General features: G+C 69.3%; 24 protein-coding genes. 5 read left to right on the plus strand and 19 right to left on the minus strand.

The window, feature by feature from the left end; translation table 11 throughout:
* Positions 1–521: 521 nt before the first annotated feature.
* The gene (locus tag LG632_RS21110) at positions 522–2,948 is read left to right on the plus strand and encodes a DEAD/DEAH box helicase (protein WP_226728972.1); all 2,427 of its coding nucleotides are present in this window, start codon (positions 522–524) and stop codon (positions 2,946–2,948) included.
* Between the two features lie 197 nt (positions 2,949–3,145).
* On the opposite strand, the gene LG632_RS21115 is transcribed toward LG632_RS21110, so the two are convergent.
* Together LG632_RS21115 and LG632_RS21120 are read right to left on the minus strand one after the other, a co-directional pair.
* The gene (locus LG632_RS21115) at positions 3,146–3,316 is read right to left on the minus strand and encodes a hypothetical protein (RefSeq protein ID WP_226728973.1); all 171 of its coding nucleotides are present in this window, start codon (positions 3,314–3,316) and stop codon (positions 3,146–3,148) included.
* Between the two features lie 670 nt (positions 3,317–3,986).
* On the minus strand, positions 3,987–4,190 hold the full coding sequence (locus LG632_RS21120; protein WP_226728974.1) for a hypothetical protein: 204 nt from the start codon (positions 4,188–4,190) through the stop codon (positions 3,987–3,989).
* A gap of 94 nt (positions 4,191–4,284) precedes the next feature.
* On the opposite strand from LG632_RS21120, the gene LG632_RS21125 reads away from it, so the two are divergent.
* Positions 4,285–5,388 (plus strand): helix-turn-helix domain-containing protein, encoded by a 1,104-nt coding sequence (locus tag LG632_RS21125; protein ID WP_226728975.1) that lies wholly within the window; start codon positions 4,285–4,287, stop codon positions 5,386–5,388.
* On the opposite strand, the gene LG632_RS21130 is transcribed toward LG632_RS21125, so the two are convergent.
* Positions 5,378–5,623, minus strand: coding sequence for a hypothetical protein (locus tag LG632_RS21130; RefSeq protein WP_226728976.1), 246 nt, complete (start codon positions 5,621–5,623; stop codon positions 5,378–5,380). The genes LG632_RS21125 and LG632_RS21130 overlap by 11 nt on opposite strands.
* 484 nt (positions 5,624–6,107) lie before the next feature.
* Between LG632_RS21130 and LG632_RS21135 the strand changes: the two genes are divergently transcribed.
* Both LG632_RS21135 and LG632_RS21140 read left to right on the plus strand, forming a co-directional pair.
* On the plus strand, positions 6,108–6,440 hold the full coding sequence (locus tag LG632_RS21135) for a DUF6233 domain-containing protein (RefSeq protein ID WP_226728977.1): 333 nt from the start codon (positions 6,108–6,110) through the stop codon (positions 6,438–6,440).
* Positions 6,441–6,463: 23 nt separating this feature from the next.
* Positions 6,464–6,694: a hypothetical protein gene (locus LG632_RS21140; RefSeq protein ID WP_226728978.1), complete on the plus strand. Its 231-nt coding sequence runs from the start codon at positions 6,464–6,466 to the stop codon at positions 6,692–6,694.
* 72 nt (positions 6,695–6,766) lie between these two features.
* Here the strand turns inward: LG632_RS21140 and LG632_RS21145 are convergent, their stop codons facing one another.
* The 12 genes from LG632_RS21145 to LG632_RS21200 form a co-directional block, all read right to left on the minus strand.
* On the minus strand, positions 6,767–8,974 hold the full coding sequence (locus LG632_RS21145) for a putative type IV secretion/conjugal transfer ATPase (protein ID WP_226728979.1): 2,208 nt from the start codon (positions 8,972–8,974) through the stop codon (positions 6,767–6,769).
* The gene (locus LG632_RS21150; RefSeq protein WP_226728980.1) at positions 8,971–10,068 is read right to left on the minus strand and encodes a hypothetical protein; all 1,098 of its coding nucleotides are present in this window, start codon (positions 10,066–10,068) and stop codon (positions 8,971–8,973) included. Before LG632_RS21150 ends, LG632_RS21145 begins: the two co-directional genes overlap by 4 nt.
* A gap of 117 nt (positions 10,069–10,185) precedes the next feature.
* Positions 10,186–11,448 carry a hypothetical protein gene (locus LG632_RS21155; protein ID WP_226728981.1) on the minus strand — a complete coding sequence of 421 codons (1,263 nt, stop codon included), beginning with the start codon at positions 11,446–11,448 and terminating at the stop codon, positions 10,186–10,188.
* Between the two features lie 6 nt (positions 11,449–11,454).
* Positions 11,455–11,730, minus strand: a complete 276-nt coding sequence (locus tag LG632_RS21160; RefSeq protein WP_226728982.1) for a hypothetical protein — start codon at positions 11,728–11,730, stop codon at positions 11,455–11,457.
* Between the two features lie 2 nt (positions 11,731–11,732).
* Positions 11,733–12,677 (minus strand): C40 family peptidase, encoded by a 945-nt coding sequence (locus LG632_RS21165; protein WP_226728983.1) that lies wholly within the window; start codon positions 12,675–12,677, stop codon positions 11,733–11,735.
* A 204-nt stretch (positions 12,678–12,881) separates the two neighbouring features.
* Positions 12,882–14,525: an FtsK/SpoIIIE domain-containing protein gene (locus LG632_RS21170; RefSeq protein ID WP_226728984.1), complete on the minus strand. Its 1,644-nt coding sequence runs from the start codon at positions 14,523–14,525 to the stop codon at positions 12,882–12,884.
* A gap of 274 nt (positions 14,526–14,799) precedes the next feature.
* Positions 14,800–15,888 carry a hypothetical protein gene (locus tag LG632_RS21175; RefSeq protein WP_226728985.1) on the minus strand — a complete coding sequence of 363 codons (1,089 nt, stop codon included), beginning with the start codon at positions 15,886–15,888 and terminating at the stop codon, positions 14,800–14,802.
* Between the two features lie 41 nt (positions 15,889–15,929).
* A complete protein-coding gene (locus tag LG632_RS21180; RefSeq protein ID WP_226728986.1) occupies positions 15,930–16,145 on the minus strand; it encodes a hypothetical protein in 216 nt (71 codons plus the stop codon).
* Between the two features lie 181 nt (positions 16,146–16,326).
* The gene (locus LG632_RS21185; protein WP_226728987.1) at positions 16,327–16,653 is read right to left on the minus strand and encodes a hypothetical protein; all 327 of its coding nucleotides are present in this window, start codon (positions 16,651–16,653) and stop codon (positions 16,327–16,329) included.
* 639 nt (positions 16,654–17,292) lie between these two features.
* On the minus strand, positions 17,293–17,529 hold the full coding sequence (locus LG632_RS21190; protein ID WP_226728988.1) for a hypothetical protein: 237 nt from the start codon (positions 17,527–17,529) through the stop codon (positions 17,293–17,295).
* Between the two features lie 154 nt (positions 17,530–17,683).
* Positions 17,684–17,983, minus strand: coding sequence for a hypothetical protein (locus tag LG632_RS21195; protein WP_226728989.1), 300 nt, complete (start codon positions 17,981–17,983; stop codon positions 17,684–17,686).
* 157 nt (positions 17,984–18,140) lie between these two features.
* Positions 18,141–18,524: a RapZ C-terminal domain-containing protein gene (locus LG632_RS21200; RefSeq protein ID WP_308108832.1), complete on the minus strand. Its 384-nt coding sequence runs from the start codon at positions 18,522–18,524 to the stop codon at positions 18,141–18,143.
* 272 nt (positions 18,525–18,796) lie between these two features.
* Here LG632_RS21200 and LG632_RS21205 point away from each other — a divergent pair, with 272 nt between their 5' ends.
* Positions 18,797–19,561, plus strand: a complete 765-nt coding sequence (locus LG632_RS21205) for a GntR family transcriptional regulator (protein ID WP_226728990.1) — start codon at positions 18,797–18,799, stop codon at positions 19,559–19,561.
* A gap of 126 nt (positions 19,562–19,687) precedes the next feature.
* Here LG632_RS21205 and LG632_RS21210 read toward each other — a convergent pair whose 3' ends face one another.
* The 4 genes from LG632_RS21210 to LG632_RS21225 form a co-directional block, all read right to left on the minus strand.
* On the minus strand, positions 19,688–20,578 hold the full coding sequence (locus LG632_RS21210) for a hypothetical protein (protein WP_226728991.1): 891 nt from the start codon (positions 20,576–20,578) through the stop codon (positions 19,688–19,690).
* Positions 20,575–21,258, minus strand: a complete 684-nt coding sequence (locus LG632_RS21215; RefSeq protein ID WP_226728992.1) for a P-loop NTPase family protein — start codon at positions 21,256–21,258, stop codon at positions 20,575–20,577. The genes LG632_RS21210 and LG632_RS21215 overlap by 4 nt, the downstream gene beginning before the upstream one ends.
* A gap of 219 nt (positions 21,259–21,477) precedes the next feature.
* Complete coding sequence (locus LG632_RS21220) at positions 21,478–21,951, minus strand: helix-turn-helix transcriptional regulator (protein ID WP_226728993.1); 474 nt, start codon at positions 21,949–21,951, stop codon at positions 21,478–21,480.
* Positions 21,948–22,520 (minus strand): hypothetical protein, encoded by a 573-nt coding sequence (locus LG632_RS21225; protein ID WP_226728994.1) that lies wholly within the window; start codon positions 22,518–22,520, stop codon positions 21,948–21,950. Before LG632_RS21225 ends, LG632_RS21220 begins: the two co-directional genes overlap by 4 nt.
* Positions 22,521–23,366: the final 846 nt, after the last annotated feature.

Genomic DNA, 23,366 nt, shown 5'->3' on the forward strand with positions numbered 1-23,366 from the left:
GGTCAAGTCCCGCGCTCCGCGCGGGAATTGGAATTACGCTCCGCGTAATTCTCCCCTTCCTTTCGCTGCGCTCCAGGAAGGGGCGGAAATTTCCGCTCCGCTCCAATTCCCTACCGCGCTCCGCGCGGTGGCCGGCTACGGCCCGAGGGGGTCTGCGCATCACTTCGGCTGACCGTGTAGCAGTGGCGGAACAGCATGAGTGCCAGGTAGAACGCCCGCCGAGCAGTGCGCGGCACCCTGCCACCCCGACACGTCACGCGCAACCGGGGCCCCTGCACCGGACTACAGGATAAACCCGAAGGAGTGCCGAACACCACCCAGAGAGAACACCACTCCCCCAATCCCCCACACCCCAACCACCCGGCGTACAACCCGAACTGATGCTCCTACAGCAAAACCAACTCACGCCCACCCCGACCCTGCTACCGTCAGACGACGACCACCCGGCACGCTCCCATGCATCACAACTCGGCACTGTGTAGAGCGACCGGGACCAGCCGACCCCCTCGGGAGGGGAACCGATGAGCGCACCGCGTGAACTCAGGCCGCACCAGGTAGAGGCAGTAGAGGCGGCTGTCCGGGCTCTTGACGCCCCGCCTAGGGGAATTCCTGCCGATGGGCTACGGGCCTCGGTCGTGGCGGCGTGCGGTACCGGAAAAACGTTGATCGCTGCGCATTCGGCACTGCGGATTGCCAAGGGCGGCCGAATCCTGGTGATGCTGCCGACCCTTGATCTGCTGACTCAGACGGTCGGGGAGTGGCGCGCGGAGGGGCATGACGGCCGGTCAGTTGCGGTGTGTTCTCTGGATGATGATGCCGGTCTGTATGCGGCGGGGGTGCGCACGACCACTAATCCCGTATTGCTGGCCGAACGTCACGGGCGGGGTCCGGTGACGATGTACGCGACGTACGCGTCGTTGCCGGTACTCACTAAGGCGTGCAGCGGTGAATACGGCCCGGCAATGCAGCCTTTTGATCTCGTGGTTGTTGATGAGGCGCACCGTACGTCGGGGAGTTGGGGGAAGGCGTGGTCGGCTATTCATGATCAGTCGGAGATTCCGGCGGCGCGGCGGTTGTATTTGACCGCGACGCCTCGGGTGTGGCGGGAGCGCCCGCCGAGCTACGAGGTACGGCAGGGGGCGCGGGACCGGTTGCCGGCGGAGTTGGCGTGCTCGATGGACGACGAGAGGGTGTTCGGGCCGGTCGTCTACGAGCTGGGGCTCGCGGACGCGATCAGCCTGGGGCTGCTGGCCCGGTATCAGATCCTGGTGATGGAGGTCCGGGACCCGGTGGTGACCCCTGAGCGGCTGGCAGGGCCTGAGGCGCGGGAGGAGCACGTTCGCGGTCAGCGGCTGGGGGCGTTGCAGGCGGCGTTGTTGCGGACAGCCGCTGAGCACGGATTGCAGAAGATCATCACCTTTCACCATCGCACGGTCGAAGCCGAGGCCTTTTGCAAAGGATTGAGGCAGAAGGCCGCTGAATTGCATGCTCATGATCCGGAGCGGTATCCGGAATCGGTGTGGTCGGGGTGGTTGCGCGGTGAGCACGAGGCGGACCACCGTGCGGCGGTATTGGGGGAGTTCGGGCGGACGGCGCATCGGGCGGTGTTGTCGAATTGCCGTGTCCTGGGTGAGGGCGTGGACTGCCCGGCGGTGGATTCGGTTGCGCTTTTGGACCCGAAGGGTTCGGTGGTCGATGTCGTGCAGGCAATCGGTCGGGCATTGCGGCAAAAGCCGAATTCAGGCAAGGTGGCGTCGCTCGTGGTGCCGGTTTTCCTGGGGCCTGATGAGTCCCCGGCCGACATGGTCACGTCGGCGTCCTACCGGCCCCTGGTGAAAGTGCTGACCGCTTTGCGGGCGCATGATGAGCGGGCGGTGGAAATGCTCGCCACTCCCGAGGCGAATTCTCCTCGGATTCCGGGTGAGTGGATCGGCCCCGAGCCTGAAGAAGGGGAGGAGGAATCACGGCTGCTGCTGCGGTTCTCGTCGCCTCGGGATCCGGTCGCTGTCGCAGAACTGGTGTCGCTGCGCGTCATCGACACGGAGCGGCAGGACTGGACGCGCGGCTACTGGGCGGCGCGGCGGTGGTCGTCGCGCACCGGGCACCTGCGGGTGCCGCTAGGTGTGGAGACGGAGTGGGGCTACCCGCTGGGGCGGTGGATCCGCCGGCAGCGGGCCGCGTACGCGTCGGGGCAACTCGACGGGCGTCGGGCGGCGCGGCTGGAACGGTTGGGCATGGTCTGGGACCCGGCCGAGGCTGACTGGCTCGACAACGTTGCGGCGGCGCAGCTGTACATGGGCCGGTACGGGACGCTGGCCGCCCCCCGCAGCGCGGTCGTCGCTGAGCCCGGCGGACAGCCCGAGAGGGCCCTAGACGGCCCCGGAGGAGCCGTAGGACGGCCGGTCGGGCAGTGGTTGAGCAACTGCCGCAGGCCCGGCGCCCTCACGCCCGAGCGGGCCGCACAGCTCGCCGCGATCGATCCGGACTGGAACCCGGACTGGCCGATCGACTGGCAGCGGCACTACGCCGGTGTGCGCGCCCTGGTGACCGCCGGCGGTGCGGCGGTGGACGAGATCACCCCCGGGGTGACCGTGCACGGTGCCGACGTGGGTCGGTGGTTGCAGCGGCAGCGCGAGACCTGGCGGGAGCTGTCCCCCGCGCAGCGCGAGCGGCTGACCGCCCTCGGCGTCACCGAGCCCGAGCCCGCTCCGACGCCGACGTCGGGCGGGCGCGCGGCGGCATGGAACCGGGGCCTCGCCGCTGCCCGCGCCTACCTCGCCCGCGAGGGCACTCTCGCGGGCGTCCCCCGCACGCACGTCGAGCAGGTTCAGCACGACGGCCAGGACCACGACGTCCGGCTCGGGGTGTGGCTGTCCAACCAGCGCGCCCGCCGCGCGTCCCTACCCGCGGACCGCGCCGCCGTACTGGCCGAGCTCGGGGTCATCTGACGCCCCGCGGCACGGCCGTTGCATCAGCGCGAGAACCTGTGTGGCCGTGACGGGGACGGCCCGGCCGGGGGGCGGGTGGGGCGGCCCGGTGGTACTGCCCCCAGCATCGCCGGGCACCGGGCCTCGCCCGCGCACGCCATATCGGCACGGGCTACCAGCACCCTAGCCGGACCCCCTGCCCGGCAGGGCGCTGCTGTCTACTCGCTCACCGACGGTGCCGAAGCAGCAGCCGGCTGCTGCCCGGCCCGGCGCAGCGCATACACCAGGTTCCAGGCCAGATCGTCCGAGTCCAGGTATTCGAGATCCACCTCGGTCAGGTAGGCCTCGATCGTGTCCCGCAGAACATCCGCCATCACGTCATCGGTCATGCCCCGAGTCTGCCCGACGTGGGGTCGGCCCCGGGTGCGGTGGTCCGGATCCCGCCTACACCAGTGCGGTCAACACGTCGCGGCCTCCCCGGCGAAGATCATCAGTCCGACGCCCAGCACACCGCCGAGCCCCAGGTACGTGAACGCGCCCCGGGGGTGAGCGGCGCCCCACTCCTGCACCGCACCGGCCAATGCCCCCAGCAACACGATCGCGGGCGCCGCCGGGCTGAGGCTCGTCGCGGTCGAACGAGTCGAGGCGGCACGGGGTCAGCTTGGGCGGGGGCGGTAGACACGCATGGTGCGGTCGCCACGGCCAGACGGCCGGTGCTCAGGATCACGGTACGGGTGCCGCCGTGGCGGTAGCGGAGATCCGCGATGGCCACCAGGCGCCCACCGACGAGGACGTGGTCGCCGACGCGGAGTTCGGTCGGCGGCACCTCCACCGGCACCCGCCCCGCAGGGATCCGCCGCTCGCCCCGATCGGCGCCCGCGCCGCTGCCGGCCGGTCGTCGTCCGACCGGCTCACAGGTGACGGTACGGGCGATCCACTGGAACCCGGCCGTATCCCTCAGGCGCAGGACCAGCGGGGAGGGGTAGCGCCCGACGACATCGCCGTGGGCCTGGCGGTCACGGTCGAACACCGTTTGGCCGACCGCGTACCGGCGGCCGGTCACCGGTGGCCGTCCTGCGCGCAGCGCTTCATCAACACCTGCATGTCCGTCACCACCGTGCCGCGCAGCGGGCCCGTAGCGGTGTCACGCCGCCGGGCGTACTCCTGGCAGCGGTCGCACGTCGGCGGTGGCTTCAGCCGGGCCGGGGGGAACAGCGCCAGGGCCTCGCGGCGGGCGCGGCTGTCGTCGGTGCTCTGTGCCATCAGATGATGCCCCTTCACATCCTGACCGGTACCCCTACCCTCGGCTCCTCCAAAGCGGCGGGGTAGGGGCAAATTGGGGGGGCAGACTGGGCGCATGGACATCGGGGAGTTGATCCGCGAGCTACGCACCAGCCATGGTTGGTCGCAGGGCCGTCTGGCCGACGAGATCAACGCTGTGCACGGGACGACGCTGACCCGCGAGTACATCGCCCGGTGGGAGCGGGGGAAGGTCCGCCCGAGCGGCTTCTACCTCGCGGCGCTGTCCGGGGTGCTGGACGTGCCGTTAGCCGTCCTGGAGGACCCGATGATGCGCCGTACGTTCCTGACCGACGTGGCCGGTACCGCCATAGCCCCCGTGGTCGCCTCCGATCTGCTGGCGCGGGGGTTCGCCGCCCGGCTGACGGGCGGGCCGAGCGAGGATGCGTGGGAGGCGACGTTGGCCGCCTACGGGACCGACTACATGTCCCTGGGCGCCGCCGACATCCAACGCCGCCTGGCCGGGGACCTCGTCGTCGTCCAACAGCAACTCGACACACCGCGCCTGTGGTCGGCCGCCGCCCGCCTGATGACCCTGTACGCCAAGACGGTCCCCGGCTCGGACGGGAACGCGGCGGTGCGCTGGTACCGGATGGCGGCCACCGCTGCGGACCGGTCCGGCGACGAGGGCGTGCGGGTGTGGGTACGCGGGCGGGCAGCGATCGCACTGGGGTACGAGGGGGCCGCGCTCGGTGTCGCGGACGCACTCGCCGGCCAGGCCCTCGCCCTGTCCGAGCGTCCTTCCCTCGGCCGGCTCAACGCCGTCTACGGCCTGGCGCACGCCGCCGCTCTGCGGGGCGACCGGGCCACCGCGCTCGCGCTCGACGAGCAGGGCCGCCGGCTCTTCGACGCGGTCGGCTCGCACGAGCAGACGTCCGACTACGCGGTGCCGTGGTGGCGGCTGAACGTGTTCCGATCGCTGCTGCTGGCCCGGCTCGGTGACGAACGCGCCGCCATCGACGCCCAGGACCAGGCGCTGGCCGAACTCCCAGCCAGCCTCCCGCGCTTCGCCACCCACCTGGAACTTCACCGGGGGCTGATGCTCGCGCGGGCCGGCGACCGCGCCGGCGGCATCGCCCACGCCACCACCGCAATGGACGCCCTGCCACCGGAGAAGCACAGCCTGACCCTGCGCATGCTCATGGACGAGATCACGGCCTGACCGGGCCGAGGGCGGCCTGCTGGCGCCGGCGGTGCCGGGAATCCGGCGGGCACCCGACCGCGTCGCACACGATCCGCTGCTGCACCAGGGACAGCCCGCCGCCAAGCGGTACCAAGGGCGGCATCAGAGCGACCGTGGGGTCCACGCGCGCGCGGGCGCGGACTTCGACGTCCTCGGCGGAGACCAGGCGGAGCGAGATCTCGGTGAGCGCGACCGTGTCCCGGTGCCAGCTCACCGCGTGCGCAGCAGCGTCGTGCCGGGCCGCGTCCAGCCAGCGCCCTGAGCAGGACAGGCCTGGCAGACCCAGACCACACCCACGTCCAGCCGCATCCCGGCCCTGATCTCGCCCCACGTCTCCACCCCTTGCCAACCACCGACCCGGCCCCCAGGACACGGGCCCCTGCCGTTGGCCTCGAAACGCGGCGGAGGGACTCGTTCAGCTAATCGAACGTATGTTTCACTAGGAGGGTGAGCGCTACATTCCGCTTCCCCGAGTTCCCCGAGAACCTCGTCGCCTGGCTGGCCACCTACCGGGAGGTAGCAGCATGACCGAGCAGGCCCCCACCCCCCGCCCACCAGCGGTACCCGTGACCTGGACCCCGTCGCAGACCGGACCGTGTGCGCGGTGCCACCGGCCGTGCGCACGGTACGGAGCACCGGCGAACCCCCTGTGCGAGACGTGCCGGGCACTGCGGCGGGCGCAGTACGAGGGGTGAGTCGTGTCCGTGCTACCCCCCGATCCGCCCCGGCTGCGGACCCTGGTCACCTACCTCCGCGGCGAACTCCAGCGAGCAGAGACCGCGCTGCTGGCCGCCGAGGAGCGCGAGGCCCTCACCGCGCGCAGCAGAACACGGCGGGATCCGCCCGCGTGGCTGGTCGAGCGCGGAATCGGCGCCGGCCGGCCCGCCGTGCGACTGCACGTCGGGGGCTGCTGGGACACCGGCAACCGGTGCGCGGCAGCCAGCAGCGAACAGCTGCGGCAGCTGCTCGCCGAGGGCATACCGGCCTGCCCCCACTGCCGCCCCGACACCGCCCTCGGAGTGCTGGAATGAGCAGGTACCGGCAGGCTGGGAGCATGAGCCCTGATCTGCGCGTGATCGTCTACCCGCCCGACGAGCAGGGCGGGCGGCGCGTCCGCGTAGACGGTGAAATCCTCGGCCGCGCCACCAGCCCCGGCGATCTACTGGAATTTCTCCGCCGGGCCGGCTTGGACCCCGACAGCGTCCACCTGGACGACGGCCTACTGATCGAATGGCGCGGCGGGGGACCAGCCGTGTGGGCCCGGGAGGACGCTGGCGGAGCGTAGGCGCAGCGCACCCCCTGGAACGCAAAAGGCCCCCGGGCCGCCTCGAAGGGCGGCCCGGGGGCCTGATCACCGTCAACCAAGATCCGATTTGAGCCGTTGGCCGGTCTCGGCGTCAACGGCGGTGCCGGTCGGGCTGAGGCGGACCGTCCGGGAGGGCGCCTGAACGCCTTCCCGCCAGTCTCTGCCGCCGATCGCCACCCGGACCGTGACGTCCGCCAAGGGGTCTGCCACCGGAACGACAACCTCAGGCGCCTTCGGGAACCATCCATTCTCCGGGACAGTGCTGGCGCTCTTGCCCCCAGCATCCACACGCAGATACCGCGCGTTCCGATCGAAAAACGTCCGGAGTTCGATGGTGACGCGGTCGCGGTCCCGGCTCCAGTGGGCCACCAGGTCGGCGCTGACGCCGTCGATGTTCAGCTCAGCTCCCGAGCGGCCCTTGTATGCGGCGGCCCGGGCCGCGAGTTCCTGTCGGCGCTCCTCCGCGGCGGCGTATTGCCACACGCCTGCGATCGTGATCGACAGAGCCGCGATCGCTGCGACATACGGCCAGGCACGGCGACGTTGCACGGGCGGTGCTGGCGCCTGTGCGGGCGGCTGCTCCGGGGCGGTCGGCTGAGGCCCGCTGTACCAGGCCGTACCTGGACCGTCGGCCTGCTGGTACCAATCGGGATTCTTGCCCATGCGGGTGACGGTAGCGCGCAGTTGCACGGCCTTGCTCGGCTCTCCGCACAGTTCGGCCACCTGTGCGCGGGTGGCCAGCCACGATACGGCCTGATCACTGTTGATGCCGTAGGCGTTGATGTCCTCGCGCTCACCGATCGCGGCCATGTGCGCGGCCTCGCTGCACCGGCCCTCCCGCGCGGCCTGCAGGACGTCGTAGTGCCGGGCGTCGATGACCCCCGGCGGCATCTCCCACGCCCACTCCCCCTCCTCCTCGTCTTCAGCGCGTGGCGCGTCGCCCGGCTCGTCGCCGTCTTCGGCGCGGTGTGCCGGCTGCTCCTCGGTCGGCTCGTCGTCGTCCTCCGTCAGCCCTTCGTCGTCCTCGGTCAGCTCCTCGTCGTCGGCCGGCTCAGGAGTCGTCGTCTCGCCAGCAGCCACCGCGTGGCCCTGCTGAGCCTGGCGGCGTCGCGAGGACGTATCGGTCAACGCCGCCTCCTCCTCGCTCAGGACGGTCTGCACGATGTCCACGTAATGGGGGCCGATCCTCCACACGGCCTGTCCCGGCCCGAGCGTGGGGATCATGTCCACCGCCCACTGGGGCAACCCCAGCAGCGCGCCCACGATCGCCGCCTCCTCCGGGCCCAGACGCCCCACGTGGGCAATCTCGCACAGCCGCGCCAGATCCCGCGCGCGACCGTCCCCCAAGTCGGACAGGGTGTGCATGAGCACGGTCATGGATAGCGCGGCCTTCCGCGAGTTCTTCACCTGGCGCTGGATCAGCTCGGCCGTGGCCGGGGACAGCAACACCTGCCACGCCTCTTCGAGGACCAGGTGGCGGTGCGTGGCGGTCGATGAGGGCAGCCAGACGTGCTCTGCCCAGCACGTCACCGCAGCCATCAGCGACGGGATCGCCGGCGAGTTGCGGTCCAGGCCGGTGAAATCGAAAGACACGATTGGCAGGTCCGTGGGGGGCAGGCCCGCGTCGGGGCCGTCGAACAGGCCGGTGAGGGGGCCCTCGGTGTAGCGCGACAGGGCGATGGCGGCACCGACGCCCCACTCCGCCAATCGCTCGGCCGGCCACCGGCCGTCCTCGGGAGTCACCAGGGCGTCCACCAGACCGCCCAGCGTGGTCCCCTTGGGGTGGTTCAGGGCGTGCTGAAGCGCGTGGGTGGCCTTGTGCGTGAGCGCGTCGGGTTCCACGGCGAGGATCAGCGACCGGACCAGTTGCTCGCGGACCGGGGCCGGGAACAACTGGCTGACCGGATTCAGCGTGAACGAGCCGGCCTTGATGACCTGGCCGCCGAGTGCCTGAACGACGGGCCTCCACTCACCGTTCGCCCCGTCCTCCCCAAACGGGTCGATGACGACGGCCTGGTGGCCGTGGTCGCGGATCTCGCGGAGCATCCGGGCCTTGCCCGTGCTGGACTTGCCGGACCCCAGACCGCCCAGACCCAGGACGTTGGTGGACGGCAGGATCGCGTCGTCGGCCATGACGGGCGAGAGGTGGAAAGGCCGGCCGTCCAGCAGGGACCGCCCGATCGGGATGCCGGGGAACGCGGTGCTGGACGCGGGCAGGGGTGCGGTGATCGCGGCGTGGGTGGACGGCAGGCGGATCACAGGATCGCTCCCTTCCTGGTGGAGGCCCCGTGCGGGGTGGTCATCACGTGGGCGCGGTGCTGCTGGCCGGTGAGCCAGTCCAGGCCGATGCGGTGCCGGTCGGCCACCAGCGAGGCCTGCCACCGGGCGTCCAAGACGGCCTCGGGACTGTCGCCCCACACCGTCATGAAGGCGTCGATGTCCACGAGGGTGGCGCCCTGGACCAGGGCGCCGTGCGTGGTGCCGCTGGTGATGTGCAGGGCGTCGGCCTTGACCTTGTCGGTGGTGAACGCCTCGGCCGCGGCGGACTGCCACTTCGCGGAGCGGCGGGACTGCGCCGGGGGCAGCGGCCGATACAAGACCGCGAAGGAGCGGTCCGTGGCGTAGTGCCGGCCGTCGGCGGTGGCGTCGCCCAGCAGCAGCCTGTTCATCAGGTCGCCGTCGGTCTCGTCGGGCCACCCGGTGATCCGTGCCGTGGCTGCGTAGTGGCCGCCGTCCAGGCCGACCCACCCGGCCCCGCGCTCGGCCACCGCGGGGACCGGTTCGGGGTCCACGGCCGTCAGCACGCCGAGCCGGGCGAACTCCGCCTCCAGGGTGGCGACGATCCGGTCAGGTTGCCCCACCAGGCCCTTGGGGACGTGGACGGAGATCGTCTGCGTGTGGGTGACGTACTCGCCGACGTCGGCATGGTGGGTGACGTGCACCTGGATGCCGGCGGTACGGGCCTGACCGCCCGCGAACGTCAGGGCGCGGCCAAACGCGGCGTGCCACTCCGCCCGCCGCAGGGGGTCCTGCATGGTGCCGTGGTCCGGGTGCAGCGTCCACGTGGCCGTCGCTCCGGGACGGTCGGACATGGCGGTGGGGGCGGTGCGCTCGCGCAGATGCCTGTACCCGACGGCGGCCCACCGGGCGAGCGAGCGCGGCCCTGGAGCGAGGTTGAGCAGCGCTGCGGCAGCGCCCACCGCGCCGAACGCCCACAACGGGGGCGGGGTGATCATCGCGGACATCAGCACGGCGCCGCCGACCCCGGCGTTCGCCTTCGTCAGCAGGGTCTCGACAGGGCTCAGTCCGCGCTGCACAGCAGGAACGCGGTATCCGGGCGTCAGGCGGTACACGGTCTCCTCCTCCTCCTTCTTCTGTTTGGAGCCGCCTACGCCCTGGCCCCGGCGGTCACCCTCGCCGCCCGTGAGGGCGGAGAGGACGACCGGCCGGGGCCAGGCACAGCGGCAGGGTTAGGGGTTGCTGGACCCGCTCGGCGGCGCCGGGCGCGGGTTGGGGGTCCGCGCGCCCCGCGGGTTGGTCGCCGTGGGAGCCGGCGAGTTGGGCGCCGCGGGCCGGATCGCGGCCCGAGCCTGCCCGCGCGCCTGGCGGATCTGCTCGGTGCGCTCGGTGTCGTGCGCCACCCTGGCCATCGCGGACGCGGTGGTCAGCCGGCCCGGCCGGGACCGGCCCTTGACGCCGTACGCGGCCAACAGGACACCCCCGTCCTGCGACATGCCGCGCCCCGGGGTGTCCACCGTGCGCGGACCGCGCGGCGTGTTCTCCTGCTCGTAGACGTCCGGCGCACCGGCCCGTACGACTCCCCGCGCCACCGGGTTGGTCGTCTGGCGCTCCACGAGCGTCCGGGCGGCGCCCGCGATCCGGGGTCCGAAGTAGGGGATCCCGTGGAAGATCATCCGGAGCATGAGGGCGTCGGCGAGCACCAGCAGCACGGCGTCCATGACCAGCGCGCCGCCGAACCCCTTGACGAACGGCGCGATCAGCAGCAGGGCGAACGGGGCGAACATCACTCCGAGCAGCCGCATCGCCCAGCGCCTCACCGCCGTCGTATCGCCCCCACGCGCCAGCGAGGCCAGCACCAGCGGCGCCATGCACACGAACACCACGATGGCCGGCTGACGCGTCATGAACACCAGAGCCGCGAACGCCAACGCGACGACCAACGCCGACACGATGATCAAGATCCCCACCGGGTTGGCGTCCGCACCCGTCTCCAGGTCCCTCCGGATGGTGGCGAACAGGGTCGCCTCATCGCTGTTGAACGCCGTCTTGAAGGCGGCGCTGAGCGCCTGGTTCAGCAGCATCACCGCGGCCGGCACCGACGCCATGCCGGCCACCGCCGCCAGGGTCCACCCCGTCGAGGCGCCCAACTGCCTCATGCGCGGCGCGCCCTGCCACGCGGTCAGGGCGCACACGACGACGACGCACATGAAGATGCTGACAGCGAGGTGCTGACCCAGCCACAGAAACGGCTGATACAGCGCACTCTCCGCGTCCTTCGGCGCCCATACCGTGTCCGGCGCGAGGAACCCTTCGATCTGCTTGATGAGAAAATCGGCCAGCTCCTTGACGTGCTCGGAGGCTCCTCCGGTTAGTCCGTTGCCGCCGCCGGGGGTTAGGCCGTCGCTGCCTCCGCCACCAGGGGGTCCGCTGCCGTCCGATTGGCAGTAGTGCCGGGCCGGAATCGGCAGCCCGTCACACGGGTTGTCAGGCATCCCGCATCAGCTCTTGGGGTTGGTGACGGTCGAGAACAGGGTGTCCCCGTAGAGGGCGAGAACGAGCGCCACGAACAGCGTTCCGACGGCCATGCTGCCCTTCCGCAGCGCCGTTTTGGGGTCGTTCGAAAGCTGAAGCAGCATCTTGATCGCGATCACACCGATCACGGCCGCAATGCCCTTGGTTACCAGTCCCTCACTCGTCAGACCGATCGTGTCGAAAAAGTCCTTGAATCCGCCGGACATGTCGATGGGCGCGGCGAGGGTGCTCTTCTTGCTCATGGTCAGATCTCCTTCGTCTTGTGGGGGCGTGCGATGCCGTAGAGGTCGGGCATCGTATCGAGGGGTGAGTAGCGGACGTTTTTCCCGGGGCGGGGAGCGTCGATCATCCACCCGTTGCCGACGTAGATACCGACGTGGTGGATTCCTGAGGCGCTGCCGCCATAGAAAACGAGGTCCCCCGGCCGGACGTCACCCGGTTTGACAGGTTCGGATGCCGCGTACTGTTCCGCCGCCGTCCGAGGCAGGGAAATACCGACCTTGGCGTAGGCGTAGACGGTCAGGCCCGAGCAGTCGAAACCCCTTATGTCGCCACCGGAGTGACCGCTTGGGGAACAGCATGACCCAGTACTGGGGCCGTTAGCGTCGCCCCCGCCCCAGGAATACGGCGTGCCAATCATTGCCGTCGCTGCGTTCACGACGGTTCCACCGCCGACCCCGCCGCTCGTCGGCTGGTTGGCGAGATCGGTTATCGCCCGAACATAGCTCTGCGTTTCCTTGTACGGCGGAATACCCCCGTACTGCCGGACGGCGCCACTACCGGCGTTGTATGCGGCGAGCATGTTTGCCTGCCTGTCGCCGGGGACGTCCGCAACCTCCTTGGCGATGGTGCAGAGGTATTTAGCTGACGATGGAATTGCATCCTCGGGGTCCCACACGTCGCGCCGGCCGTCGCCGTTGGCGTCGATTCCGTGGGACTCCCAAGTGGACGGCATGAATTGCGCGATGCCCTGGGCGCCGACCGGGCTTTGCGCCTTCGGGTTGAAATTGGATTCCGTCGAGAGCAGCGCGGCCAGCAGATTGGGGCTGACCTCGGGGCACGTGCCCCCCGCCCTCTGGATCAGCTGGCTGTACTCGCTGGGTACCGCGAGGCTGAGTGCTGTTCCGATCGGGCTCTCTCCCGCGGCCTGGACCAGCGCGGCCACGACCACTGCTGCGGTCGCTCCCACGCCGAGAGTTAACGCTCCTGAGGCGCGCACGGCCTCTACTCACCCCTTCCTGAGTCGTCGAGTGTTTTCGCAGGTCAGCAGCTCGATGGCATCCGCTGGCGATTCGCTGGGCATCCGCTGGCCATCCGCTGGGCATTCGCTGGCCAGCGGATGGCAGTGCTGTTCCAGCGGATCACCAGCGGTTCGCCAGCGGGTGCGCCGGCGTCAGCGTGTGGCGTTGGCTGCTGCCATGAGGTCGGCCAGCCTGTAGCCCCGTACGACTCCCCCGTCGTCCTTGCCCGGGGCAACGCCTAGCAGGGCCGAGAGCGCCTTACCACGGGCGACCGGCCGGGTTTCGGTGATGCCGAGAGCCAGCGCCAAATCAGCCGAGGGCATGAACTCCACCCCCTTGCTGCGCATCAGGACGATTGCCTGCTTGACGGGAGAGTCCGGGATCTCCTTTTCGAGCACGCTCTGCCGCCGGGCGTGAACCTCGTCCACCACACCCCAGATGAATTCGTCCGAGAAATTGAATCCTCGAATCAACCTGGAGCGCCCGGTGGCGAACAGAACACCCTGCCCCTTGATTTCCGGGTTGAGGAGTGCCGGGTTGATCGGCGCGACAGTTTCGAAGTAGGTGTCACCGAGGACGACCTTTGCGGTGCCGGAGGACGCCACGTAGAGGCACAGGCGGTACATGAATTGGTCCCGGACCATCACCGGAATCGCATTGTGCGCCGGACGCTGGCTCATCAGGACCGTATTAATTTGCGACTCCAAGGATTTGGACACCAGCGACCGCGCCTTTGCGGCGATCCGCCGTGCCTGCTCCTTCCCCTCCCTCGATTCGTCATGGGCGAAGAAATCAGCAGCCTCGTCCACAATGAGGAAGACGGGCTTGAACTTCGGCGGCGCCTTCCTTTCACGAATGGCGTTCTTGATCTGCCCGTACCGACTGTCCGACCGACCGTTCAGCTCATCCAACATGGATTCGAAAACGGCTGGGTCGTCGGAGGATTCGTAGCGGGTAGCGATTTTCTCGAATTTGGTCAGCCCGCAGAACTTGCCGTCGAGCAGGTACAGCTCGAATTCTCCGTACGCGATCAACAGGCAGGTAATGAGGGCGTTGACGAACGTGGTTTTCCCCACCTGCGTCATACCGCCGACCAGCAGGGACGCCTTTTCGAACGTGGGCACCCCTGCAAGTTCGCCGGTGACCTCGTGACCGAGCGGAACGCCAGGGAACGCTTGGATTTCCTGGCGAGTCGGGGCCGGAAACTCGTGAGTGAATGGAGGCTCACGCAGCAGCAGCAACTTCACGCGCCGCTCGTTGTCGCGGCTGGGCTCCAGCTTCGCGTGCATCCGGGAGAGGTGGAATGCCCCGGCGACGGCGCTGAGCCGCTTCTCCACGTCTTCGTAGGTGCGCCCCTTGGGCACCAGGAAGTCGTGGCTCACGCCCACGCCGGTCTTGATTTCGGTGACCGTCGCTTCATCGGCTCGGATGATCTGGTCCTTGCCGATCGCGCCGGCCGCGGCCAGCGCTGCGGTCAGCTCCCACTCAACCGGAACGTGCTCGACGTCCTCGTCCTCTTCCGGCGCGTCCGGCTCCTGCACGGGTGTCTGGGGAGCTGCCACCGCCGCAGGCTGGCCGCCACGCGCCCGCAGGCGTTCCACGGCCACGCGGATCCGCCAGGCGAGGTACCCGAGGCCGACCAGCACACCCACCGTGAGCAGCACCGTGGCGGCCCAAGACAGGCCTAACGCGTCCTTGAGCGCGGCAAGGCCCCCGAAGACGATGGCGAGAGTGCCGATGACGCCCGCCGACTGCCCGTAGATGTCGTCCTGAGTGGCGCTCTTCTTTCCTGCCACACCTCCCCCTTCAATACTGAGCGGGCGAGCATATCCGCACGCACATTTGGAGTTCGGAATTTTTCACCGTACCGATCACCACTGACAGGTGGTTCTCGGCGTCGTACTCGCGCGGTGCTCGCCGGGTCTGCTCACCGGGTCTGCGGACTGCCGCCCGCTCGCCGGGTCACTCACCGGGTCTGCACCGCTCCCCGACTGCTGCGGTCGTCCGGCAGTCGCGACACGGCCCAGCCAGATCGGCTGGGCCGCATCGGTGGTGCCGGCCACCGATGTTCTACACCGCCGCGTCGTCGCGATCGTCCTCGTCCTCTTCGTCGAGCTGGTCCTCGTTGGCCATGAGGTCCGCCCATGCCAGACGCACGCGCTCCCCCGAGGCCCTGTAGCCAGCGCGCCGGAAGGCCTGCTGTGCCTGGCGGTAGGACAGCGGGGGGTCATCGCTGTAGCGCAGGTGCCGTAGAACAACGTCGATCTGCTCGTTGGACATCGTGACGCCGCGCATCGGGACGGGGACGCCGGCCACGGCCGAGAGATCCGCGAGCGTGACGGTCCGGTCCGCGGGGTGTGCCGCCGTGCTGGACGGCGTCTCGCCGGGTGTATCGATTGTCGTGCTGACCTGCGTGCCGATACCGATACGGCCGTCCCGCTGCACCGTGCCGGGCAGTGCCGGCGCGGCGGGGGTCCACTGCCCGAGCTCGGGTAGACGGATCGACGCCACCGAGGCAGGAAGCGTCATGGCCGCGACCGTCTGGGCGGTGACCTCAGCCTGCCGGTGCAGTTCCTCGGTCATCCGCTGCTGCACCGCGAGCACCGAAACGCGATACTCGGTCTCCGCCTCGGCCACCTGCTGTTCCAGTTCGGTGGCCAGCCGGAGCAACTCGATCCGGTGCGCGGCCTCGGCCTCCATTTCCTCCAGGCGGTCGGCCACCTCCCGCCGCTTGTCGTCCAGCCGCGTGCGGGTGCTAGCGGACGTCCTGCGTCCCAGCGCCAGCAGCGTGATCCACCACGCCAGCTTGGTGGCCGCGATCGCGATGGGGGTCAGGACGACGGACAGTTCGAATCCATCGGCGCGGTTCATGATCAGGTCTGCGGTCGGAATCGCCGCATTCAAAATCGTCAGGACCAGGCCGGCGTACTGCGCGCGCCGGGCCCGAGCCCTGTGGTTGCCGGCGAGGATCTCCGTCGCCAGGAACACGCACCACAGGGCATCCAGGGCACCAACGGTGGGCACGGCCCACACCCCGAAGCGGGGCTCGAGGATCTGGTAGGTCACGGCCACGGACAGGACCGCCACGCCCAGCGTGACGGCCCCCAGGATGGCGAGTACCCACTCGCGCGGCGCCGGGGTCTTCTGCTGCTTGAACATCGCTGCTCCCTTGCTGCTGTTCGGTTCTCCGGTGGTGGTCGTCACTGACCGGCGAGCCGGCGCCGGATGTAGGCGGCCCCCGCCCAGTCGATGCGGAGCGAGGACCGGGTGACCGACCCGGTCTCGGGGTCCCTGGTGTACGCCACCAGGACGGCGCCGCGGGCGTCGGTCTGCACGCTCATCCGGTAGACGGCGCCGAACGTCTGGACGTCGGGCACGTCGAACGGGCGCCCTTCCTCCGTCTCGTCCGGCGCCATCACGTGGCACCGCCGAGCCGGAGCGGCTGCACCCGCCAGACGATGTCGGCGGCCGGAGAGAGGGCGGCGCCGGGGGCGTAGGTCGGAACACCCGTCCCGCGGCGCGCCCTCGGCCTCCGCGGCAGCCTCAGCTGACGCCGCCGTGGCGTGGATGGGTGGCCGGCTACGGCCCGATCGTGCATCACTTCCGCTGACCGCGTAGCAAGAGGGCGTAGACCCGGTCCAGGACGGCGGTCTGCCGGCGGGTGAGGCGGAGCAGCATCCGCAGGGCAGCCCGGTCCTCGGTGTCGAGGAGCACCTCAGGACGCAGGGCGGCGAGTGCGCCCTCGGCGCGGGCGGTGTCGGCGGTGGCCCGTCCGAGGGCCGCGCGGAGCGTCTCGGCGGTGTCCTCGGCGCGGATCGCAGAAGCGGTGGCGGTCGCGGCCTCAGCGCGGGCGCGGACCAGGTCCGTTCGGGCCTGGTCTCGCTCGGCGTGGGCCTGGTCCAGCTCGGCGTGGAGAGCACGCACGGTGGCGGTACGGAGTAAGCGGGGCACGATGCCTCCAGTTCGTAGGGCGGGGGCCGGCCCGGCACCGGAACGGGCGGGGCCGGCCCCGGTCAGCGGGCGTGCCGGTCGTGGCCGGCCGTCGGGGGATGAGCGAGGACGGCCTCGCCGGGTATAGGCGTCGGTAGCGCCCCCGGTGGGGTCGTCCGGGTGGCCGAGTGGCCACCGCCCAGCACCACCGCCGACGGGCGGGGTGCTGGACGGCGACGGCTCGGAAACCGTCGAAGCGATCTTTGCCCTTGTCTCACCTGTGCGTTCGGGGCCGTGCTCGCCCGTCGGGGCGGCAGGGCGGAAGGTGCGTGCTATCGCACAGGCAGGGCTCACGGCTTGTCGCAGTTGCCTGGAAATGCACTGTTGAGTTGAGAAGGATCGATTGCTGCCATTCAGGCGGTTTCACGCGCGCTGTCCGGGCGGGGTGGTGCTGTCGGGGGCCGTGTGCGGCTCCCTCAGCTGGCACCGCCCCGCGCGGGGCGGTGCCAGCTGAGGGAGCCGGGTCCGCGAGGACCCGGCAAGGTTGGTGGGGTGGGAGGGCGACGCCGCAGTGGCCTGCCCCGGGTGGGGTGCGCTTCTACGGCGAGGCCTCGGAGCGGGGTAGTACCGGGGTCACCGGCCGGACGACACCGCGCGTGCGACGATGCGGATCTGCGGCGTGCGGCCGTCGAGTTCCGGCCCGGCCAGGGACGCCACCAGCTCGGCGCCGAGCTGGTCCGTGCTCACCGGCCGGGCGACGTCCGTGTGCCCGTGGGCGCTGAGGTGCACAACGGGCCGGCCGTCCGGTGTGGCCGGGTAGTCCGCCCACACCTGCCACAACACCCGCCCCGGGCCCACCACCGAGTTCATCGGGAACCCCCGGCTTGCTGCTGTGTGATCTGCTCACGCAACCGCTCGGCCGCAGCAGCGGCGGCTTCTGATGCCGTCGCCGCCACGAGCGACGCTGCAATCGACGCTGCCGTGGCCGGCTCGTTGCTCGGGTCGTACGCCCCGGTCGGCTGGCTCATCGCGCACCGCCCAGGAACAGACGGTCCAGCACGAACATCTGGACCGCGAGCGACTCGGCACCGGTCTGCCGGCGTACCTCCTCGGCGCAGGCCTCGAACACGGTGCTGCGCGTTGCCGACTCCCCCACCGCGATCACGCCGTGGAAGGTGCCCACCGTCGCTCCATCAGCGCCCGTGTAGTGCACGGTCATCAGCCAGGCCCACTCAGCGACCGGGCCGCCCATCAGCCACTGGCAACCCACCGCGATACGCGGCGCCCTGATCGGGGACTGTTCCAGTACCTCGATACGATCCATCACAGGACCGCCCCTTCCTGGTCTCATCAGGTGGTGTCGTCTCAGGCCCTCGGCTCGGTGTTCCAGCACCGGCCGGGGGCCGCACTTCGCTCGCGAGACGGGAGCTGAACCACTCCCCGCCGTCGCCCGACCCACGCCGGGCGACGACAGGCAACGATCAGTCGCGCCGTACGGGCCGGTCCACGTGAAGGTGTTCCACCTCTACGCGGATGCCCCTCCCCGCGAGTGCCTGGCACACCGAAGACGCGACCACCACCGACCGGTGGCGACCGCCCTGGCACCCGATCAACACCCGGGCGATCCTGTTCCGAGGGCCGTTGACTTCCAGTAACCCGATCGCCTGGTCCACGGTCCGGACGATCACCTCGAACGCCCCCGACGTCTCCAGTACGTGCGAGATCACCGCGTCATCCAGCCCCGTCATCTCGATCAGCGCCGGATCGTCCGCCGGGTTCCTCAGCGACTGCCGCAGGTCCACCAACAGCGCCCCACCGGACGCGTCGGGCACCTCGTGCAGGTACCCGAACGACTGAATGACCACCTCAGGACCGGAGGGACTAGGCATGCGGGTCATCGCGCGCCCCCCTGTTCGTACATCGCCTGCCAGCGATCCGCGAATGTCTGCTCGCCCATCGGTTCTCCTCATCGATCAGTCGGTCTTCGACATCGGCAGCACAAGATGCCCGAGCACCAACCGAACAGGGACGGTTACCCGTCGTATCGGCTAGCCCTATTGAAGGATGGGGGGTCCGCGCCCTATTGTCAACAGGGCTAGCCTTAAGCTGTTGAGCAAGAGGATCGGAAGGAGCGGACATGGCCGGGCTTGGATACCGCGAGCTGGCGGAGGAACTGCGCCGCCGGATCGACGCGGGCGAGTTCGCGAGCTCGGGCAAGCTGCCGCCCATTGATGAGCTGATGGAGCAGTACAGCAGCGCCCGGCAGACGGTCAGGAGTGCGGTCGCCGTCCTCTCGGACGAGGGCATCGTCGTCCCCGTCCGAAAGGCGGGGACGCTCATTCGTAACCGGAGCAAGATCAAGATCCCGCTGAGCCGCTACGGCCAGGTACTCACCCCCGGCGGCGCTCGTGGACCGTGGGAGGCGGCCACGGCGACACAGGGCCTGGACGGCGACATGAGGCTCGTCGCGGTCGAACGAGTCGAAGCGCCGGCTGACCTAGCCACGCTGCTCCGCCTACGCGAGGGCGAGTCTCTGGTGTACCGCCTACGCCACGCGCTCATCCGCCCGGACGACGTCGTACAGCTCCAGCACGCCTGGTATCCGGCTGCTGTCGCAGAAGCGGCAGGACTGGACAGCGACGGCAAGATCACTGGCGGGGTCTACGGAGCACTGGTGGCTGCTGGCCACCAACCCACGGTCGCCGACGAGACCGTCACCGCCCGGATGCCCACCGACAAGGAAGCAGCAGATCTCCGGATCGGCGGCAAAGTGTGGGTTCTAGCCCTCCAGCGGCTCACCCTCGACGCCTCAGGGCGCCCCCTCGAAGTCCTGCGCGCGGTGGCGCCGGCCGATCGCCTGTCGCTCGTGTACGACGGTCTGCCCATCCGGGAGACCTCATGACCGAGACCCGGGTACCACGTGGGATCACCAGCAGGACCCGAGCGCTCGCTCTCCGCCAACGCGTCCCGCTGATGAGCGCTCAGGGGCCGGGCAGGCGGGCCACCCCCGGCCCGCTGCCCGGCCTAGCTACTCCTGAGTGGTCGTGGCCAGGGCCGCTGCCGCGTTCTCCACTCGGGCTCGCAGCCAGTCACCCAGGGGGCCATTGCTGACCGCGTTCACGAGCAGGTCCGCGGCGAGATCCGGGCTCGTCCCGGTCCTGCGCGCCTCGGCTACGAGCCACGTACTCAACTGCGCGACGTGTTCAGCGCCTAGGGTCCACTCCTGCTCGGGCTCGGTGCTTCCGCCACGGCTCATTCCAAAATTTTGGAATGAGCCGGAGCTGACGACCCTGCCCGTCACCGGTTCTCCCGCAATACGCCCGGCGCGCCTGGCCGGGCTTGAGGGTGTGCGGCCCTGAGCCGGCGGTAGCTGCCGTGGCACGAAGAGGGAGTCCAGCTCCGGCTGCCTGCCGGAAGAGAGGTACTCGGCCAGGTTGGACACCACCTCTGCCGTGACCCGACGCCCCGTTTCCGCGCCACAACGGCGCAGTTCGCCGTACCAGCGGGCGACGGCCTCGTGGCCATGGGCGGCGGCAACGTCGACCAGGGCGCGTACGTGGGAGTCAGGAGCGGGCCGTTGGCAGGTGTCGGCGATCTTCTCGGCGAGCCGCCACTCCTTGATCTCCAGGTAGGCGGCGGACTCACTGATGCCGTCCCACTCGTCGTCCAAATACTGCTGGCGAGTCCGCTGTCCGTCCTCGCCTCGGTACAGCTGGCGCCGGAACGCGGCCTCCAGCGCCTTGCCGCGCATCCATCGGGCGTTCTGATGGTTGTCCCGGGCGGCGTGGATCCTTTCCAGGTCTCGCTGCTCCCGTACGTCGAGCGGGCCGCTGCGCACCAGGTCCACCGGATCAGGGATCAGCTCCGGGACGAAGGCGCGGGCCCGGTCCCGCCGGCTAACGGAGGTGTTCGTACTCATGCGCTCCGCCTGATCTCCGGCAGGTGGCCCAGCCGGGTCAACTCGGTTACCAGGGCGTCGTACGGCGCGCGCCGCTCCCGCTTGTCGCAGGGATGGCCGACCGCCGAGGCGATACCCTCGCGACGCGGAATCCTGGTGGTCAGGACGTCCCAGCGTGGCTCATTACCCTTCTCGCCACCGTTCGTCAGCAGCTCGGCGTACCGCTTAGGGTTGGACGAGCTGGCCTGGCAGCGGTTCAACAAGACCACGGTGGTCGGCGGCAGGCCGCCTGGCCGCAGAGCTGCGGACCGGCGGATCACCTTGGCCAGCGGTGTCCCTCGCTCCGGGCTGGTCAGGCGAGCGTAGTCGGGGGGCGTGGGCGAGACCGTGACGATGACGAGGTCCGCCACCTCCAGCACGCTGTCCACGATGTCCGGGTGGTTCTCTGCGTGGCCAGCGTCCACGATGTTGATCCTGCTGTGATCCATGCTCGGATAGATCGTCTCTGCGAACGCTGGTGTGTCCGCCTCGTGGACCCGGCAAGGGAAGTCGTCCGCATCCCGCCCCCACGCCACAAGTTGCAAGGACTCGTCCGCGTCATAGCAGGTGACAGGGTGGCCGGCCCGTGCCAGGGCATAGGTCAGGAGACCCGTGTTCGTCGTGCCGCCCATGGTGCGGGGCTTCAGGCTGGCAATCAGCATGCGCCCACCCTAAGCGGAAGCCGGCGGAGAGCACGCTACGGGCTGCTGGAACGACGAGCTCGGCGGGACGGACGCCGGACCACAGGCTCTCTCCGAGGGGCACTGAGGGACTGTCACGGGCCCGTAGGCACGAGAAGGCCCGTGTGGCAGTAGAGAGGCCCTGGTGGGCCGTCAGGGCCTCTCTACCCACACGGGCCGCCCAGGAAGGGGCTACGGGGTTCAGCCGGCTAGCCGAAGGGTGGGCCGGGTTTCAGGAACGGGCCCGTCCTCGCCGCCGTCCGGGTCGGGGTCAAAGTCCGTGCCGGTGCGAGCATCTCGGGCCCTGGGAGGCCGGATGTCTCCGGTCGGGAAATTCAGCGGCCATACGAACGTGTCGGGGTCCTTGAGATGGTTGATCATGTGCGCCAACGACTCGTAGCCTGCGAGTAGCGGGTGGATGAGCACGGTCCCCTTACGCTGCCGTTCACTCAGGATCCCCTTGTCCCGCAGTTGGCCGATCGCACGGGAGACGACTGACTGAGTCAGGCCCAGACGTTCGGCAATGTCCTGCTGCCGGATGCGGACCAAGCCACCTGGTTCCTGACGCGCGGTGAGGATGTCGAGTACGTCCCGGGCTGTTGGCGACAGGCAGGCGTTCGGCAGGACCTCGAAGATCTCCGGGTTGTGGAACCCAGGGACAGGAGCGGTGCTCATCGCGTGGCCTCGTTCCTCACGGTCGGAATGACGATCTCGTGTTCCAGCAACACCGTCTCCAGCGCCTTGACTAGTCTGCGCTGCTTGACGCTGCCCCAGCGATAAGCGTAGAGCGGGTTGAGCCTGTACACCCCACGCTGTTCCTTCCACGTGAAGTTGTGCCTGCTCAGCTCCCCAATCCCTCGGGAGACCTTCGACTGTGAGACGCCGTACTTCACTGCTAGCTCGCACTGGGTCACTTCCACGAGGCCCTGGTCGTCGTGGACCGCCTTCATGTGGTCCAGGATGTTGCGGGCCATCGAGTTGAACTCGAACTTCCACAGGTTGTCCTCGATCACCTGCGACACACTCAGGTGCTGCCCCCCGTAGAAGACATACGGCCGCTTCTCCGGATCCTGGGTGAAGGTGCCACCCTTCTTGGCGAGCCTCTCAAGCCTCGTCAGCAGATCCCGCGCGGACTCCATCCCGTTGACGGCATCCATCGGCGGGGGCACAGGAGCCAGCCGAGACGCTTTCACCGGCGCCTCCGCTCTGCGCCGCAAGGGCTGGGCCACGGAACCCTCCTCCATGATCGTTGATGCTGCATAACATAGCAGATCTGCGATGTTATGCAGGGGATCCATTCAAGTTGCAGGCGTGTCTCTGGACAGGAGTGGTCTATTCACCTACGTGCATGGATCTCGCCCCTCTCGATCGCGATCTATGCACCCAAGGTGAATGCATCTTCCACGTTTCCGCAGGTCAGAGAGCTGCTGCTATCTGATCTTTAGAGGCACGCCCCCTTGTTCCTCCACCTGAGCCCAGGCGGGGGAGCGGAGCGGACCCGCCCGACCCTGCGGAAGCTCTCCCCTCGTGGAACGGGGGGAGAGCCCTTTCAACCCACCCGGGCCTCCTTGCGTTCTGATCGCCCTACACAGCTCATCGTTTTGATGCACTCAAGTGGCACGATAGTCGTCCCTCGGACGGTAGCAGGCTTACAAGTGGCGTATGAGGGTTCCGGTATCAGCTCATCAGTTCGCCCAGTGACTCGGAAAGTTGATACGACCGCGATTTTCGTTCGGCGGGTTGTGAAGGTAATCGGTTGGGGTATGCTGCTGGTGTTGGGTAACGGTCCTCCCTTCGGGATCCTTCCTCACAATGTGCCGTCGAGGCGGTCTACCATACGCCGTCAACGGTCCATCTACCTCAGGGTTATGGCCTTCCGTCACCACTACACAGTCCGTCGAAGTGATACGCGAGCCACCCTCTGCCATGGCTGGCCTCCGCGCGGAGTACGGTTGGGGATTGGAGCGGAACGGAAATCCCCTTCCCTTTCCGGAGCGCAGCGGAGGGAAGGGAAGAATTGCGCTTCGCGCAATTCTCAAATTCCCGCGCGGAGCGCGAGAATTTGTTTACAGGCGCGGAGCGCCTGTTTA

The sequence above is a fragment of the Streptomyces antimicrobicus genome (assembly GCF_020532625.1).
Taxonomy (GTDB): domain Bacteria; phylum Actinomycetota; class Actinomycetes; order Streptomycetales; family Streptomycetaceae; genus Streptomyces; species Streptomyces antimicrobicus.

Coding starts and splice junctions, on each gene's coding strand:
- LG632_RS21110 (WP_226728972.1), top strand. CDS start 522: ATGAGCGCACCGCGTGAACTCAGGCCGCACCAGGTAGAGGCAGTAGAG.
- LG632_RS21115 (WP_226728973.1), bottom strand. CDS start 3,316: ATGACCGATGACGTGATGGCGGATGTTCTGCGGGACACGATCGAGGCC.
- LG632_RS21120 (WP_226728974.1), bottom strand. CDS start 4,190: ATGGCACAGAGCACCGACGACAGCCGCGCCCGCCGCGAGGCCCTGGCG.
- LG632_RS21125 (WP_226728975.1), top strand. CDS start 4,285: ATGGACATCGGGGAGTTGATCCGCGAGCTACGCACCAGCCATGGTTGG.
- LG632_RS21140 (WP_226728978.1), top strand. CDS start 6,464: ATGAGCCCTGATCTGCGCGTGATCGTCTACCCGCCCGACGAGCAGGGC.
- LG632_RS21155 (WP_226728981.1), bottom strand. CDS start 11,448: ATGCCTGACAACCCGTGTGACGGGCTGCCGATTCCGGCCCGGCACTAC.
- LG632_RS21160 (WP_226728982.1), bottom strand. CDS start 11,730: ATGAGCAAGAAGAGCACCCTCGCCGCGCCCATCGACATGTCCGGCGGA.
- LG632_RS21175 (WP_226728985.1), bottom strand. CDS start 15,888: ATGTTCAAGCAGCAGAAGACCCCGGCGCCGCGCGAGTGGGTACTCGCC.
- LG632_RS21180 (WP_226728986.1), bottom strand. CDS start 16,145: ATGGCGCCGGACGAGACGGAGGAAGGGCGCCCGTTCGACGTGCCCGAC.
- LG632_RS21190 (WP_226728988.1), bottom strand. CDS start 17,529: ATGAACTCGGTGGTGGGCCCGGGGCGGGTGTTGTGGCAGGTGTGGGCG.
- LG632_RS21195 (WP_226728989.1), bottom strand. CDS start 17,983: ATGGATCGTATCGAGGTACTGGAACAGTCCCCGATCAGGGCGCCGCGT.
- LG632_RS21205 (WP_226728990.1), top strand. CDS start 18,797: ATGGCCGGGCTTGGATACCGCGAGCTGGCGGAGGAACTGCGCCGCCGG.
- LG632_RS21210 (WP_226728991.1), bottom strand. CDS start 20,578: ATGAGTACGAACACCTCCGTTAGCCGGCGGGACCGGGCCCGCGCCTTC.
- LG632_RS21215 (WP_226728992.1), bottom strand. CDS start 21,258: ATGCTGATTGCCAGCCTGAAGCCCCGCACCATGGGCGGCACGACGAAC.
- LG632_RS21220 (WP_226728993.1), bottom strand. CDS start 21,951: ATGAGCACCGCTCCTGTCCCTGGGTTCCACAACCCGGAGATCTTCGAG.
- LG632_RS21225 (WP_226728994.1), bottom strand. CDS start 22,520: ATGGAGGAGGGTTCCGTGGCCCAGCCCTTGCGGCGCAGAGCGGAGGCG.